A 15,532-nucleotide genomic window follows, 5' to 3' on the forward strand; every position below is an offset into this window, starting at 1 on the left:
CGCCGGAGGGGCGCCCGCTTTTAGAAACCTATCTCTGTTGGGTATGCCACTCCGGGTGGATCCAAGGCGTGTCATTTGACGCCGCCAAGGGCTCTTTGCCCAAGACATAATCGGCAATCTTCTCCCCCACCATGATCGACGGCGCGTTCAGATTGCCGTTCGTAATACGCGGAAAGATTGAGCTGTCAGCAACGCGCAGTCCTTCGACACCGATCACACGCCCCTTGGCATCCACCACAGAATCCGGATCATCAACGCGGCCCATTTTGCAGGTTCCGCAAGGATGATAGGCGCTCTCTGCGTGCTCTCGTACGAAGGCGTCGATCTCAGCGTCCGATTGAATATCTGCTCCGGGCTGGATTTCATGTTTCACAAAAGGTTTGAAAGCGTCTTGCGCAAAGATCTCACGCGTCAAACGGATACACCGGCGCCATTCTTCCCAGTCCTGTTCGTGAGACATGTAGTTGAACAGAATCTTTGGGTTGTCCGCAGGGTCCGCGGACCGTAGCGACACCCGCCCCCGAGACACTGAGCGCATCGGCCCCACATGCGCCTGAAAACCATGGCCCTCAGCCGCCGCCTGCCCGTCATACCGCACGGCGATAGGCAAGAAATGGTACTGGATATCCGGATAACGAATACCTGCCTTACTGCGAATGAAAGCCGCACTTTCGAACTGGTTAGACGCGCCCATACCCTTCTTAAAGAACAACCATTGCGCGCCGATGACGGCTTTGGAGAAGATGTTCCAATGCTTATACAGCGTGATCGGCTGGCTTGCGGCCATCTGCATGTAGACCTCAAGATGGTCTTGCAGATTACCACCGACACCGGGTCTGTCGGCGATGACATCAATGCCGTGTTCTTTCAGATGCGCCGCAGGGCCGATGCCAGACAGCATCAACAGCTTTGGCGAATTGATAGAGGACGCTGCAAGGATCACCTCGCGCCGCGCGCGCAAGGTTTCGGTTTTGCCGCCGCGCACAACCTCAACTCCGACCGCGCGGCCGTCTTCAATAACGATCCGTTGCGCCAATGCCCGCGTCAGCGATACATTCTCGCGTTTCAGCGCAGGGCGCAAATAGGCGTTCGCGGCAGACCAACGGCGCCCATTATGCACCGTTTGTTCCATCGGGCCAAAGCCTTCCTGCTTTTCACCATTATAGTCGTCAGTGGCTTCATAGCCTGCCTGCTTACCCGCCTCGACGAAAGCTTTGAACAGCGGGTTTTCGCGTGGTCCACGGCTAACGTGCAGCGGGCCATCCTTGCCCCGCCAGTAGCTGTCGCCGCCATGCCCGCCGTCGTGCCATGTCTCCATGCGCCGGAAATACGGAAGCACGTCTGCATAGCTCCACCCATCTGCGCCGCTGTCACGCCAATGGTCGAAATCCATCGCGTGGCCGCGCACGTAAACCATTCCGTTAATTGACGACGACCCCCCGATCACCTTACCGCGCGGCACGACCAAACTACGCCCGTCCAGATGCGGCTCCGGTTCGGACATATAGCCCCAGTCATAGCGCTTCATGTTCATCGGATAGCTCAGCGCAGCAGGCATCTGGATAAAAGGCCCCGCATCGGTACCGCCGTGTTCGATCACCAACACGGATTCCCCGGCCTCGCCCAAGCGGTAGGCCATTGCACAACCGGCGCTGCCTGCACCAACAATGATATAATCAGCTTCCATCAATTTGCACTCACGTAACCGGCAAGCAGAGAGATAAAGGCACCAACGTGGACCACCATAATCGCACGGTCTTTCCACATCACGCCCACCGCAAACCACAGTGCGATGCCTGCGAAAAAGGCGAATACGTTCCACGGCTGCAGCCCCATGCCCGTCAGGCCGTAGCCGACAAGCTGAACAACAGTGGCGACCCATTTCAACACATCAACACGTGACAGTTTTGGCTGCGGCTTTTGAGGCATGTCCACCATCAGAAAGGCGCTTCCATATCGCCCATGCGCACATAGACGGACTTCACCTGACTGTAATGTTCAATCGCGGCTTTTGAGTTCTCGCGGCCAACACCGGAGGCTTTCACACCCCCAAAGGGCGCTTCGACGGGCGCATCATTATAGGTGTTGATGTAGCATGTGCCCGCTTCGAACCCTGCTGCAACACGGTGGGCGCGGCTGAGATCGCGCGTAAAAACACCCGCAGCCAAGCCGAATTCCGTATCATTGGCACGTGCCAGAACATCGGCTTCGTCCTCGAAATCCAGAACCGCCATAACGGGTCCAAAAATCTCTTCGCGGGCGATGGTCATGTCGTCGGTCACGTCTGCAAAAACGGTTGGCTGCATGTAAAAGCCTTCGCCCTCAATCGCCTTGCCGCCATAAACCAGACGCGCCCCTTCGGCTTCGCCTTTGGCGATGTAGCCCAGCGCGATGTCCATTTGCTGCTTGGACACCATCGGGCCAAAGCTGGTCGCGGGGTCCATCGGATCGCCGATCACCGCATTTGCAAGGCGCTCGGAAAGGCGCTTCAGGAATGCTTCCTTGATATCCTTGTGGACAAACACGCGCGTGCCGTTGGAACAAACCTGACCGGAGCTGTAGAAATTGCCAAGGATCGCACCGGAAACGGCGTTCTCAATATCGGCGTCCTCAAACACGATCATGGGGGATTTCCCGCCCAGTTCCATCGTCACATGCTTCATGTCGGCTGCCGCTGCGGCATAGACTTTGCGGCCGGTCGGGACAGACCCTGTCAAAGACACTTTGTCCACGCGCGGGTCGGTCACTAGGGCTGCGCCCACATCGCCCAATCCCTGAACCACGTTATAAAGACCTGCGGGCAGGCCCGCTTCGTGCAGAATTTCGGCCACTTTCAGCGCGCAAAGCGGTGTTGTCTCTGAGGGTTTGAAAATGACAGAGTTGCCGCAGGCCAGCGCCGGAGCGCCTTTCCAGCAGGCGATTTGGGTGGGATAGTTCCAAGCGCCGATGCCAACGCAGACGCCAAGCGCCTCGCGGCGGGTATAGACCCAGTCCTCGCCCAACTGGATGTGTTCGCCCGTCAGGGTCGCCGCCATACCGCCGAAATATTCAAGCGCATCCGCGCCAGAGGTCGCATCCGCAACAGATGTTTCCTGATAAGGCTTGCCGGTGTCATAAGTTTCCAGCACCGACAGATCATGGTTGCGCTCGCGCATGATGTCAGCGGCGCGGCGCAGGATGCGGCCCCGCTCTGTTCCGGTCATAGCGGCCCAGCTGTGCTGTGCTTTCTTCGCGGCGGCAATGGCCCGCTCGACGATGGCGGGCGTGGCTGCGTGGACGGTTGCGATGACGGCACCCGTGGCAGGATAGATCACCTCGATAGGTGCCCCTGCGGTGTCCTCGACATATTCACCGTCGATGAAATGGCTGGCGGTAGGTTGGGTTTTCATAGGTTTCTTTCTTGTCAGATACGGCCCCGCACAGCGTATCCGCGCGGGGCCTTTGGTTTCAGAAGCTGGGATTAGTTAAGCGGCGCCGCTTGACCATCAAGGTCGGACATGTGGTGACGCTTTACGAAGAACATATAGGCAAGTGCCGCGAGGTAGATCACGATCACAACCGTGCCGACCCACTGGATCTGCAACCACTGGCTTTGGAACAGCAGTGTCAGCACAAACAGGCCAACCGCATTTGCCAGGACATAGGACACCGTGCCGAAACGCTCTGTCGTGAGGTTCAGGTTGTCAGTGTACAAACGGATCAGTGAGTCGAACGAATTGATCACAAACACGATGCCGACAATGGTCATTGCCCAGTTCGGCAAACCTGCCGTACCGATCCCGTTGAGGTGATAGAAATACAGGACCGAAAACCACAGGCCCAGCGGGATGGACGGGAAGATCATCAATGACGCAAGCAGCTGCCACGTTTTGAGACCACCGACAAAACGGCTCACGAACTGGCCGATCATAATGGACCAGGCGAACCACCAGAACAGGTAGAATTCATGGTAGTCTGTCAGCGGGATGATAAACTTGTGCAGGTTGGTGAAATAGCCACCGATATTGCCCGCCGAAGATGCCAGATCACCCGCTGTCATGCCTGCGTTGAAGAACATGTAAGCGATCAGAATAAAGAACAGCACGGTCGAGCTGACCGAGAGGACTTTGACGAATTTGATATCGGTCGAGCTGAAGGCCGCCACAAGGATCACAAGGAAACAGATCACATAGAACACTGGCAGGATCGTCTCACCATCGCCAACTTCGGCAATATAATAAGGCATGTAGATCAGGAACAAGGCGCCGGTGAAGGCACATGTCGTGATGATCACGATGTTGTTCAGCAGTTTAACAGCCGGAATCTCAAAGAATTTGATCCGCGGTTCGATCGCACAGAAGTAGAATGTGGTCAGGAAATAGAAGGCCCAGATCAAAAAGCCCCAGAAGCCGAATTCAAGCGCCAGAGGGTTGGTAAAACCGTAAGCAGGCTCTGTCGCGGTATCCGCATAAAGCGGGAAATCGAACGCGAGAGGAAACATGATTAGCCCGACATCAAGGCCGGATGTAAACAAGATCGCGATAAACACAAATAGCGACACGGGCTGTGTCCCTGTCAGCGTCAAATTCCACCATTTGATGGTGCAGAAGATCACCAGCGCGAAGGCAAGGATCACTCCGAAGGAGATGATTGAGGTTAACATTTTCGTCCCTATTGCTTGTTTCGGGTGCTTTTGGACCCAGCAGACCTGCACCCTACGGGGCTGCTGGTATCTTTATTCTCCGCGCGGGAAGCGTTTGTTCTCTTCCAGCACATTAAGATCCATGTGGTTGCGCATATACGCCTCGGAGGCATCGCGCAAAGGCTGGTAATCCCAAGGATAATAGCCGCCCAAACGCAGTGCTTCATAGACGACCCAGCGGCGGGCCTGCGATTTACGCACATCTGCATCGTAGGCATCCAGATCCCAGCGGGCCTCTGATTTTGCGCGCAATTGAGCCAGCGTACCTGCATGGGCGGGTACATCTGCCAGATTGTGCAGCTCATGCGGATCGGCCTCAAGATCGAACAGTTGGTCGGGGTCCAGCGTGCAGCGGTTATACTTCCATTTGCCATAGCGCAGCGACACCATGGGCGCATAGGACGCCTCGGCGGCATATTCCATTGCCACGGGATCGGTCCGCTCAACACCCTGACCCATCGGGACAAGGCTGGTACCTGTTGTCCATTCCGCGATCTCGGACATGTCCACACCCGCCAGTTCGCACAGGGTCGGACAGACATCGATGTTGCTGACAGGGGTTTCCTGAAGGCCAGCTTCCATTTGCGGGGCCGCGATCATCATCGGCACGCGCGAAGAGCCTTCGAAAAAGCTCATCTTGAACCACAAGCCACGCTCGCCCAACATATCACCGTGGTCGGACACAAAGAGGATGATCGCCTCTTGTCGCGTGTCTTCAAGCGTTTGCAAAATCTCACCGATCTTGTCGTCCAGATAACTGATGTTTGCGAAATAGGCGCGCCGCGACCGTTTGATATCTTCTTCGGTGATGTCGAATTCACGCCAGTTGTTGGCATCAAAGATACGCTTTGAATGGGCATCATGCGCGTCGTAATCCATTGCAGGGATTTCTGGCAGCAGATGCTCGCAGTCCTCATAGAGGTCCCAGTATTTCTTGCGCGCCACGTAGGGGTCATGGGGATGGGTGAAGCTGGCGGTCAGGCACCACGGGCGCTTATCCAGCCCTCGCGACAGCTCATAAATCTTGCGTGTAGCTTCATAGGCGACGGCATCGTCATATTCCATCTGGTTGGATATCTCAGCCACGCCCGCGCCCGTGACGCTGCCCATGTTGTGATACCACCAGTCGATCCGCTCTCCCGGTTTGCGATAGTCGGGTGTCCAGCCGAAATCGGCAGGGTAGATGTCTGTGGTCAAACGCTCTTCAAAGCCGTGCAACTGGTCCGGACCAACAAAGTGCATCTTACCAGACAGGCAGGTGTAATAGCCCGCACGGCGCAGATGGTGCGCGTATGTCGGGATGCTAGACGTGAACTCCGCCGCATTGTCATAGACGCCTGTGGCGCTTGGCAACTGGCCAGACATAAACGCCGCCCGACCGGGAGCGCAAAGCGGTGAAGCGGTATAGGCATTCTTGAAACGGGTCGACCGCGCCGCGAGCTTTTTGAGGTTCGGCGCATGGAGCCAATCGACGGGGCCATCGGGAAACAGCGTACCGTTGAGCTGGTCAACCATCAGGATCAGGATATTCGGTTGGCTCATTTTGGCTCTTTCAATAAATGTGAGAGGGTATCCAGCGCAGCCTGACAAACCTCGCTGCCGGAGCTTTGATCAGACAGGGCCGCACGCAGGTACAGCCCGTCGATTAGCGCCGCGATGACTTCGGCATCTGCCTGAGGCTTCGTGCTGATCGGGCGCAAGAAGTGGGTCAGGTTCGACCGCAGGCGCGATTGATAAATCGTAAGCAGACGGCGTGTTTCGGGCTGCGTGCGCGCCGCCGCATACAGGGTCATCCATGCGCTGACGGTTGCGGGCGCAAAACAGGTTTCATCGAAGCTCGCGATGATGATTGCCTCGGCGCGCGCGCGCGGCGTTGTTGCAGCGGCCAGATGATGGCGGACCTGCGCGCCGTATTCTGCGAGAATATGACGCATCGCGGCCAGAAATATCTGGTTCTTACCCCCGAAGTAGTGGTGCGCAAGCGCCGTGGACATGCCCGCAGTCTTGGCGATCTGGCCTACTGTCACATCCAGTGAGTGCGCTCGCCCGATTTCGGCGATCGTTGCTTGCACCAAAGAGGCGCGGCGCAGGGGTTCCATCCCTAGCTTCGGCATGAGAATCGGCAGCATTTAAACATGCAGCAGAACGTGAAGATTTTATATTGATCCGTCAATCAATAAAAATTCAACCCTTCGTCGCTGGTGCATCAGGCGTCACAGGTCGTCTGAGCATCGCTTCACGCCATGTGATGAAAGTGACCGATCCAAGGATCACCACACCCCCGATCACCACCCAGATATCTACCGGCTCTGCGAACCAGACCGTGCCCAGCAAGGTCGCCCAGATTAGCTGAAGGAAGGTGACAGGTTGCGTCACAGTCATCGGGGCCGCAGCAAAGGCCAGAGTCATAGTATAATGCCCTGCGGTGGCGAAACTGGCTACCGCTGCGAGAAACAGCAACTCTTGCCCTGTTGGCGTCACCCAATCCGCGACGGCAAAGGGCGCAAGACCGACTGTGACAAAAACAGACAGCATCGCGACAACGATGCCGGGCTTCACCTCGGCCACAAGAACCTTGGCCACAAGATAGCTACCCGCAAAGACAAACGCGGCAAACAGCATGGCCAGATGGCCAGAGCTGACTTCTCTGAAGCCTGGCCGCAAGATGATCGCAGCCCCGACAAGCCCAAGGACTACAGCAGCGATCCGCGGCGCGGCCAGACGTTCGCCCAGAAAGATCGCGGCGCCGACCGTCACGTAGATTGGCGCAAGATAGTTCATCGCGGTCACTTCGGCGATGGGGATACGCACCATGGCGTAAAACCACAGGATCACGCCGCCAGCGTGAAAGAACCCTCGTACGGAAAACAGCGTCCACTGTCGACGTGTCAGATGCGCGGCCCGTAAGGCACCCAGTGATGGCAGCAGAAAAACAAGGCCCATCGCGTACCGCAGGAATGCCGCTTCGCCAGGTGGCAGACGTGGCCCCATCGTTTTGACCAAAGCAGTCACCATGATGAAGCAGCCGCCGGTCACGAGCATCCAGAAAATACCGGCAAGCGGGCGGTGGGGATCACGTAGTATCATACGGCGAGATGATCGTAATGCGCGAAGCAGCGCAAGGGCTTAGTGTAAAAGAAGCGATGCTGCGATAGCCCACATCGTCAGGGCAATTATACCGTCCAGCACGCGCCAGCTTATCGGTTTCGCAAAGACCGGCTGCAACAGCCGTGCGCCATAGCCCAGCGCGAAAAAGAACACGAAACTTGCCAACACGGCCCCTGCCCCGAAAGAAAGCCGGTCATCATACTGTGCCGAAATCGAACCAAGAAGCACAAGCGTATCAAGATACACATGCGGGTTGAGCCATGTCAGCGCGAGTAGCGTCAGAACCGTTTTGCGCAAGGATGCAGGCGCATGACTGTCAGCCTGCAGCGTCTCGCCCCCGCGCCATGCACTGACCGCGTTGCGCCAACCGTAAACGATCAGGAAAGCTGCCCCACCATAACGCATCAAGGTTTCAAACCAGGGGGCCGCTTCGGCCAATGCGCCAAAACCGGCAACGCCAGCAGCAATCAGCAGTGCGTCGGATACCCCACACGTCAGGCAAACCCAAAAGACATGCTCGTGCCGAAGCCCCTGACGCAACACAAATGCGTTTTGCGCACCTATTGCCACGATCAACGAAAGGCTTAGCAAAAAACCCGGAATGAATGACGAAACCATGTAGCCGCTACCTTAAATATGCGGCCCAGAAGCCGCCGATCACCTATCGGTTAGTGCTGAATCGAACCACTCACAAGCAGGTAACAGAAATGCGTTTTGCCTGTGATGGAGAAAAAGACCAAATTACGAGGCAGAAAAGCACTAATGTTTCCTGCGGCTTTTCAACGTCTTGCCTTGAAAACGCGAATTAGTGAAATATTTCGCCTACTCACGTGAAACTGATCGACGCCCTCTAGCGTATATACTTTCAAATGACTATCTGCCCCAGACACATGAAGGACGAAGCAGATGACCGACAAGACAAAGAAGCTGGAAGTCAGCCAGGACGAGTTGGATCTCATCGCGCATGCGCTTGAGACACAGACAAAAATTTTGAGCATGCAGGCTAGCGCCGGCGGCCAGGGTGCACTGACGCGCCTGAATGCGGTAAAGCGGGTGCTGGCAACAGTGACTTCGCAGCGTGACAAAACGCGCCGCCGCCCCGCGGGAGCCAGCGGATTGGGCAACCTGTTGCGCATGATGGGCCAGACGACCTGAGCCGATTTCCACAGGCGAAGAAGCTCAAACCGCCCTCCGGGGCGGTTTTTTTTATTGTTTGATGGCTTCTGGAACGCAAAAAAAGCCGCCCCACCTAGCGGGACGGCTGTTTCCATTAACAGGTCAGATGGATTGCTTATTCAAGCGCTTCCATGACCTCATCAGAGGCTTCGAAATTCGCTGTCACGCGCTGCACGTCATCATCGTCTTCTAGGGCGTCAATCAGCTTCATCAGCTTTTGCATGCCCTCAAGGTCCATGTCGGTGGTCGTGGTTGGCCGCCAGATCAGTTTGGTCGAAATGGATTCGCCCAGCTCTGCCTCAAGTGCGGTCGACACTTCGTTCAGGTCGGTGTCTGCGCAATAGATCACATGCCCGTCCTCGGATGAGTCGACATCTTCCGCCCCAGCTTCGATCGCAGCCATCATCACCGTATCAGCATCGCCGACTTCCAGCGGATAGGTGACTTCGCCCTTACGGTCGAACATGAAGCCCACACTGCCGGTCTCACCAAGATTGCCACCGTTCTTTGTGAACGTAGAGCGCACGGTAGAAGCAGTGCGGTTGCGGTTATCAGTCATCGTCTCGACGATCACGGCAACACCATTCGGGCCGTAGCCCTCATAGCGGATTTCTTCGTAGTCTTCCGCGTCGCCGCCCACCGCTTTCTTGATCGCACGATCAATGTTGTCTTTCGGCATCGACGCTTGCTTGGCCTCTTTCACCGCAAGGCGCAGGCGCGGGTTTTTGTCCGGGTCGGGGTCGCCCATCTTGGCGGCCACCGTGATCTCCTTGGAGAATTTCGAGAACATTTTCGAGCGCAACTTGTCCTGACGCCCTTTGCGGTGCTGGATGTTTGCCCATTTGGAATGGCCTGCCATGGATCGTCTCCGTCTAAGGTATGCTGTTTGGCGCGCTTATACGGCAGCACCCCTAGGCGGGGCAAGGCTCACATCTGCGGGATTCTGCGGCCATTTCCTTCTGCAAGGCGCTATTCAAGCGATCAATTGCGAGCGACGATGGCTCCGGACCCCGCCCAACGCTGATCAACTTGTAGATATGGCACGGTTATGCCCCCCTGCCTGTCACACTGCCCCGCGCCGCCGACGGCAGCCCAGTGATGTCTTTTGCCCCTTGTCCTTATGCGCGGCCTCCAACATTGTGCCGCCATGACACAAGATCAAATCATCCTCTTCGCGCTCTTCGGAGCAGTCTTTGGCCTCCTCCTCTGGGGACGTTTCCGGTATGATATCGTCGCCTTCTCGGCGCTGATGGCCGGTGTGGTACTGGGGGTGGTCGATAGCAAAGACGCCTTTGACGGCTTCGGTCACCCAGCGACACTTGTGGTGGCGCTGGTGCTGGTTGTCTCAGCTGGACTGGTCCGCTCGGGCGCCGTTCTTTTGATCACGCGCACGCTTGTGGATGCTTCGCGCTCGCTTGGGGCGCATATCACCTTGATGGGGGCTGTGGGCGGCATTCTGTCAGCGTTCATGAACAACGTGGCCGCGCTTGCCCTGTTGATGCCCGTTGATATCCAGACCGCGCGCAAGGCTGGCCGCGCGCCGGGTCTGTCGCTGATGCCGCTCAGCTTTGCCACGATCCTTGGCGGCATGGTCACCTTGATTGGAACACCGCCCAACATCATCATCGCTGCAATCCGCGAAGAAAGCCTTGGCGCACCGTTCAAGATGTTCGATTTCGCCCCCGTCGGCGGGATCGCCGCCATTGCGGGTCTGGCGTTTGTGGCGCTGGTCGGCTGGCGCCTCATTCCCGCGCGCGAGGATACCGGCATTAGCGCCGAAGATATTGCCGCCTATATCGCCGAACTGGTCGTGCCCGAGGGCAGCAAGCACATCGGCAAGCGGCTATCAGAGCTGGAAGAAACCGCAGTCAAGTCTGACGTCATGATTATCGGCCTGATGCGCGATGGTAAACGGCGCTACGGACGGGCACAGAATTCCGTCCTACAGGCCGGCGATGCAGTGGTACTGGAAGCCACCCCTGATGCGCTTGATGAATTCCGCTCAACGCTTGATCTGGCTGTGGCCGACAGCGCGCGCGAAGAGCGTTTGCGCGCCGATGGCGAAGGGGTCGAAATCATCGAGGTTGTCGTGACCGCAGAAAGCCGCCTTGCGGGGCGCACCACAAAGGCGGTTGGCCTGGCATGGCGCCAACGCACTGTCCTGCTTGGCATTTCCCGCCGCGGCCGCAAAATCACCTCGCATCTGCGTGATACGCAGCTTGAAACCGGCGATATTCTGTTGCTGCTGATACCGCGCGACACGGCAAGTGATGTCACCGAATGGTTGGGGGTTCTGCCGCTGGCTAACCGGGGCCTTGCTGTCACCGAGAACAGCAAAGTCTGGCTGGCTATAGGTTTGTTTGCCGGCGCGGTCACAGCGGCCTCACTTGGTCTGATCTATCTGCCCATCGCACTTGGCATCGTTGTTGTCGCTTATGTGCTGGCCAAGATTGTGCCGCTATCAGAGCTTTACACCCACATCGAATGGCCGGTTGTTGTCCTGCTCGGGTCCATGATTCCGCTAGGGGCCGCACTGGAGAAATCCGGTGGCACGGAACTGATCGCGGGATCGCTTGTCAATTTGACCGCAGGCATGCCTGCCTGGGCCGTGCTGACGGTGTTGATGGTGGTGACGATGACGTTGTCGGATGTCTTGAACAACACGGCGACGACGATTGTCGCGGCACCGGTCGGCATCCAGATGGCACAGACCCTTGACGTTAATCCCGACCCGTTCCTGATGGCCGTGGCGATTGCAGCATCGTCCGCGTTCCTGACCCCGATCGGGCATAAGAATAATACGCTGATCCTTGGCCCCGGTGGCTATAGCTTTGGTGATTATTGGCGTATCGGCCTGCCACTGGAAATCATCGTGGTTGCCGTTTCAATCCCCGCCATTCTGGTGTTCTGGCCGCTCTAGCCCTGCCGCCGCCGCCACCAATCTGGTTTGTAGGTTGGCGGCGGCGATGGTTTCGATCACCAGATAAAGGGAATTACTGCGCTTGCGATGAGGGACATCGAAAGGTTCAGCGGAATACCCACCCGCATAAAGTCAATGAACTTGTAGCCCCCAGGGCCGTAGACCAATGTGTTGGTCTGATAACCGATGGGCGTGGCGAAGGCGCATGATGCCGCAATCATCACCGCAACAACAAGCGCGCGGGCATCCATGCCCAGCGCATCACCAAGCGAGATGGCAATCGGCGTCATGATGACCGCGACCGCGTTGTTCGACACGATTTCCGTCAGAATGGTGGTCATCAGGAACACGCAGAAGATCACGACACCAGGAGGCATCGTCCCCAGCGCGGGTGACACGGCATCAACGATCAACTGCACAGCCCCCGTATGCTGCAAGGCAGCCCCGACACAAAGCATCGAAAAAATAAGCGCCAGCAAGCGGCCGTCGATAAACGAAAATGCCTCGTCTGCGTCAATACAGCCGGTGACCAGAACAACTGCGACAGCGATCACGGCCAGCATCAGGATCGGTGCCACATTCATTGCGGCCAGAATAACGATAGCCGCCAGCGCACCCACCGCAATGGGCGCATGGCCACGTCGATAGGCACGTTGGGACGGGGTGCTGACATCGACCATATCCATATCAGCGGCAAGTCTTTGAATGTCCTCACCTGCCCCTTCAAGAAGCAGCGTATCGCCGACACGCACAACAAGATCATCCAACTGCCGACCGATGTTCTGGTTTCTCCGGTGGACCGCCAGAGGATAGACGCCGTAACGGCGACGCAGGCGCAGCGCCCCCAGCGAGCGGCCGATCATCTTGCAGCCCGGCGTGATCAGCACCTCAACCGTTGTCGTCTCAACGGCAGAAACCTGATCCACACGTTTCAATTCCGGCGTGGCCTGAAGGCTGAGCAATTCCGACATCTGGGTGCGCAAAACCACGCGGTCACCGGTTTGCAGCAACACGTCCTTAAGGCTTCGGCGAAGCGAAGCATCGCCGCGCACCACGTCGATCAACCGGACACCGTCACGCTTGAAAAGTTTCACATCCAGCACTTCGCGACCGATCAGGTTGCTGTCCGGCGGGATCACCGCCTCAGAGAAGAACTTCATCTTGGAACGGTCACTGAGCATATTCGCAAGGCTGTCCCGCTCGGGCAAAAGGCGGCGCCCGATCGTCCCCATGTAGATCAGCCCCCACGCGCAAACCACAAGACCGATGGGCAGGATTTCAAAAATGCCGAACGGCTCCATCCCTTGGGCCCGCGCCACACCGTCAACCAGCAGGTTGGTCGATGTTCCGATCAGCGTAAGCGAACCACCCATGATTGCAGCGTAGCTTAGGGGGATCAGCAGTTTTGAGGCTTTGGTGCCCAGGGTTTTGCTCAGCTGCATCACAACGGGAATCATCACAACAACAACAGGTGTGTTGTTCATGATCGCAGAGGCCCCCATCACCGACAGGATTACCCCCACAACGGCGGTCTTAGGATGCGTTCGAGCATAGCGCTCTGCCAATCGCGTCAATACCTCGAGCGATCCTGTGCGTACCAGCGCCCCCATAACAATAAACATTGCTGCAATCGTCCATGGGGCAGAGTTAGACAGCACAGCCTGTGCGTCATCGTATGGCAAAAGCCCAAGTGCAAGCAGCGTCGCCGCCCCAGCCAAGGCGACGACTTCGGTTGGCAACTTTTCACGCAAGAAAAGGACGAACATCATCACGACTACGGCGATTGCGATGATAGCCTGGGAGAATTGAGAGAGTTCAAACATATACATTGGACTACTTCAGGGTTTCTATCACTTATCGTCGATCGCGTCATGCGCGGCAAGCACGGCCTTGGGTCGTGGTTGCACCAGATACATACCCGTGAACATAGCAGCCAGAGAAACAAATATGAGAAGGGAAAACGCTTCGTTCAGGATGAGCCAAGCCCAGAAGAGCCCGAACCCTGTCACCATATAGCTCACCTGAACCGCAAAGACAGCGCCTGCGCGTCCGACAAGCCAAACATAGCTTGCATAAACTATTACATGAATGACCGAAGAGGCCACCAATGCGCTTTGCGCCGCAGGCATCGGCCATTGCGGCGTGATGGTCTGCCCAGAGACCAGCATCAACGGTGTGATAACAGCAAGCCCGACAAGCGCGGCCCCCAGCATCAGCTGAAACGGATCAAGCCCGGCCACGCCCCAGCGCGCGACATAGTTGCCCTCGAACGCGTAGAACAGGGCAACCAGTAGATAGACTGCGGCCCAGCCCACCGGCACAGGCTCCCCCAGATCGACGGAAGGGATGAGGATGATCAAAACGCCAACGAGACCAAACGCCAAACCCGCGAGCCGCCTCAGGGCAAACCGCTCCGTGCGCAAAAGAAGGGCGATCACAAAGGCAAACATCGGGATCACGCTTAGCAACAAAGACATGACGCCAGCCGGTAGAAACACCGCCGTTTGATAAGATAGTGTGTTGGGCAACACAGTCCCGATCAGAGCGATGACCAAATAGGCCCGAAGCGCCCCTGCGTGGAGAGGCAGCTTTGTACGGCGCAGCAAGCAGATGACCAGCATCAACGCCGCACCAAGCACTTGCTGCCAGAAGACCAGCCCGAAATACCCGTAACCCGTGCTGACCGCGATCTTCGTCATTGGTTGGGTTGCGCCCCAGCCCGCCCCCATCAGCACCAGAAATAGGCTGAACAACAGCACTTCGCGGCGGCTTAGCCCAAGATGGTCCGCCTGTTCGGTCACGGGGCGCTCTGTTGTAATTTCCCGCCTTGCCGCACCGGAACCACCCGCATCGCGCGGCCCGTCTTGTCGTCGGTTTCGATGTAGACGCCTGACAGTGTCGCCTCGCCATTCGCCGGAGAGAACCGTTCTTTTGGCATACCCGTTATAAAGCGGCGCAGTGGCTCGGTTTTCTCCATCCCGATGACAGAGTTGTAATCGCCGCACATCCCCGCATCCGACAGATAGGCCGTGCCACCGGGCAGGATCATGGCGTCAGAAGTCGGCACATGGGTGTGCGTCCCCACAACAAGCGACGCACGCCCGTCGCACCAATGACCCATTGCCATCTTTTCGGACGTCGCTTCGCAATGGATGTCCACGATGATTGCATTGGCCATACCGCCCAGTGGATGGGTTTTGAAAACGGCATCCAGCGCAGAAAAAGGATCATCAAACGGGCGCTTCATAAACACCTGCCCTAGGGCCTGCGTGACCAACACCTGCTTGCCCGTGCGGGTCTTGAACAGCCGCGCGCCCTTGCCCGGCGCGTTTTTGGAAAAGTTCAGCGGCCGGATGATACGCGGCTCCTGCTCGATAAATGCCAGCATGTCCTTTTGATCAAAGGCATGGTCGCCCAGCGTGAGGCAGTCTGCCCCCGCCGCAAGCAGGTCTTTGGCATGCGCGCCCGAAAGCCCCATGCCCGAGGTCGCGTTCTCGCCGTTGACCACAATGAAATCAAGCTTCCAGTCGCTGCGCAAACGGGCCAGATTATCCGTGATGGCGCGGCGCCCGGCGCGGCCCATCACATCACCAAGAAAGAGTATTTTCATAAACGCAGCGTTACGGCTCTGTGCTCCTCTCTGCAAG

14 protein-coding genes are annotated in these 15,532 nt (G+C 57.3%); 2 read left to right on the plus strand and 12 right to left on the minus strand.

Annotated features, from left to right (window positions below; genetic code table 11):
* Positions 1–28: 28 nt before the first annotated feature.
* The 8 genes from betA to K3757_RS13445 form a co-directional block, all read right to left on the minus strand.
* Positions 29–1,687: a choline dehydrogenase gene (gene betA / locus K3757_RS13410; RefSeq protein WP_259996224.1), complete on the minus strand. Its 1,659-nt coding sequence runs from the start codon at positions 1,685–1,687 to the stop codon at positions 29–31.
* The gene (locus tag K3757_RS13415; RefSeq protein WP_259996225.1) at positions 1,687–1,938 is read right to left on the minus strand and encodes a DUF6552 family protein; all 252 of its coding nucleotides are present in this window, start codon (positions 1,936–1,938) and stop codon (positions 1,687–1,689) included. The genes betA and K3757_RS13415 overlap by 1 nt, the downstream gene beginning before the upstream one ends.
* Positions 1,938–3,389, minus strand: a complete 1,452-nt coding sequence (gene betB / locus K3757_RS13420) for a betaine-aldehyde dehydrogenase (RefSeq protein ID WP_259996226.1) — start codon at positions 3,387–3,389, stop codon at positions 1,938–1,940. Before betB ends, K3757_RS13415 begins: the two co-directional genes overlap by 1 nt.
* A 71-nt stretch (positions 3,390–3,460) precedes the next feature.
* Entirely contained in the window at positions 3,461–4,642 is a 1,182-nt protein-coding gene (locus K3757_RS13425; protein ID WP_259996227.1) for a BCCT family transporter, read from the minus strand.
* A 72-nt stretch (positions 4,643–4,714) separates the two neighbouring features.
* Positions 4,715–6,223, minus strand: coding sequence for a choline-sulfatase (gene betC / locus K3757_RS13430; protein ID WP_259996228.1), 1,509 nt, complete (start codon positions 6,221–6,223; stop codon positions 4,715–4,717).
* Positions 6,220–6,795, minus strand: coding sequence for a choline-responsive transcriptional repressor BetI (betI, locus tag K3757_RS13435; RefSeq protein ID WP_260001278.1), 576 nt, complete (start codon positions 6,793–6,795; stop codon positions 6,220–6,222). Before betI ends, betC begins: the two co-directional genes overlap by 4 nt.
* 70 nt (positions 6,796–6,865) lie before the next feature.
* Entirely contained in the window at positions 6,866–7,768 is a 903-nt protein-coding gene (locus K3757_RS13440; protein ID WP_259996229.1) for a DMT family transporter, read from the minus strand.
* Between the two features lie 39 nt (positions 7,769–7,807).
* Positions 7,808–8,407, minus strand: coding sequence for a LysE/ArgO family amino acid transporter (locus K3757_RS13445; RefSeq protein WP_259996231.1), 600 nt, complete (start codon positions 8,405–8,407; stop codon positions 7,808–7,810).
* 288 nt (positions 8,408–8,695) lie between these two features.
* Between K3757_RS13445 and K3757_RS13450 the strand changes: the two genes are divergently transcribed.
* Positions 8,696–8,944: a hypothetical protein gene (locus K3757_RS13450; RefSeq protein ID WP_259996232.1), complete on the plus strand. Its 249-nt coding sequence runs from the start codon at positions 8,696–8,698 to the stop codon at positions 8,942–8,944.
* A 136-nt stretch (positions 8,945–9,080) separates the two neighbouring features.
* Here the strand turns inward: K3757_RS13450 and K3757_RS13455 are convergent, their stop codons facing one another.
* Positions 9,081–9,824, minus strand: coding sequence for a YebC/PmpR family DNA-binding transcriptional regulator (locus K3757_RS13455; protein ID WP_259996234.1), 744 nt, complete (start codon positions 9,822–9,824; stop codon positions 9,081–9,083).
* A gap of 288 nt (positions 9,825–10,112) precedes the next feature.
* Between K3757_RS13455 and K3757_RS13460 the strand changes: the two genes are divergently transcribed.
* Positions 10,113–11,885 carry an SLC13 family permease gene (locus tag K3757_RS13460; protein WP_311201734.1) on the plus strand — a complete coding sequence of 591 codons (1,773 nt, stop codon included), beginning with the start codon at positions 10,113–10,115 and terminating at the stop codon, positions 11,883–11,885.
* 56 nt (positions 11,886–11,941) lie between these two features.
* On the opposite strand, the gene K3757_RS13465 is transcribed toward K3757_RS13460, so the two are convergent.
* From K3757_RS13465 to K3757_RS13475, 3 genes are read right to left on the minus strand one after another with little or no spacing between them, the layout of a single operon-like run.
* Complete coding sequence (locus K3757_RS13465; protein ID WP_409202587.1) at positions 11,942–13,708, minus strand: SLC13 family permease; 1,767 nt, start codon at positions 13,706–13,708, stop codon at positions 11,942–11,944.
* Positions 13,709–13,735: 27 nt separating this feature from the next.
* Positions 13,736–14,686: a DMT family transporter gene (locus K3757_RS13470; RefSeq protein ID WP_259996238.1), complete on the minus strand. Its 951-nt coding sequence runs from the start codon at positions 14,684–14,686 to the stop codon at positions 13,736–13,738.
* Positions 14,683–15,495: a TIGR00282 family metallophosphoesterase gene (locus K3757_RS13475; RefSeq protein WP_259996240.1), complete on the minus strand. Its 813-nt coding sequence runs from the start codon at positions 15,493–15,495 to the stop codon at positions 14,683–14,685. The genes K3757_RS13470 and K3757_RS13475 overlap by 4 nt, the downstream gene beginning before the upstream one ends.
* Positions 15,496–15,532 lie beyond the last annotated feature (37 nt).

The organism is Sulfitobacter sp. S223 (genome assembly GCF_025143825.1).
GTDB lineage: Bacteria > Pseudomonadota > Alphaproteobacteria > Rhodobacterales > Rhodobacteraceae > Sulfitobacter.

Coding starts and splice junctions, on each gene's coding strand:
- betA (WP_259996224.1), bottom strand. CDS start 1,687: ATGGAAGCTGATTATATCATTGTTGGTGCAGGCAGCGCCGGTTGTGCA.
- K3757_RS13415 (WP_259996225.1), bottom strand. CDS start 1,938: ATGGTGGACATGCCTCAAAAGCCGCAGCCAAAACTGTCACGTGTTGAT.
- betB (WP_259996226.1), bottom strand. CDS start 3,389: ATGAAAACCCAACCTACCGCCAGCCATTTCATCGACGGTGAATATGTC.
- K3757_RS13425 (WP_259996227.1), bottom strand. CDS start 4,642: ATGTTAACCTCAATCATCTCCTTCGGAGTGATCCTTGCCTTCGCGCTG.
- betC (WP_259996228.1), bottom strand. CDS start 6,223: ATGAGCCAACCGAATATCCTGATCCTGATGGTTGACCAGCTCAACGGT.
- betI (WP_260001278.1), bottom strand. CDS start 6,795: ATGCCGAAGCTAGGGATGGAACCCCTGCGCCGCGCCTCTTTGGTGCAA.
- K3757_RS13440 (WP_259996229.1), bottom strand. CDS start 7,768: ATGATACTACGTGATCCCCACCGCCCGCTTGCCGGTATTTTCTGGATG.
- K3757_RS13445 (WP_259996231.1), bottom strand. CDS start 8,407: ATGGTTTCGTCATTCATTCCGGGTTTTTTGCTAAGCCTTTCGTTGATC.
- K3757_RS13450 (WP_259996232.1), top strand. CDS start 8,696: ATGACCGACAAGACAAAGAAGCTGGAAGTCAGCCAGGACGAGTTGGAT.
- K3757_RS13455 (WP_259996234.1), bottom strand. CDS start 9,824: ATGGCAGGCCATTCCAAATGGGCAAACATCCAGCACCGCAAAGGGCGT.
- K3757_RS13460 (WP_311201734.1), top strand. CDS start 10,113: ATGACACAAGATCAAATCATCCTCTTCGCGCTCTTCGGAGCAGTCTTT.
- K3757_RS13465 (WP_409202587.1), bottom strand. CDS start 13,708: ATGTTTGAACTCTCTCAATTCTCCCAGGCTATCATCGCAATCGCCGTA.
- K3757_RS13475 (WP_259996240.1), bottom strand. CDS start 15,495: ATGAAAATACTCTTTCTTGGTGATGTGATGGGCCGCGCCGGGCGCCGC.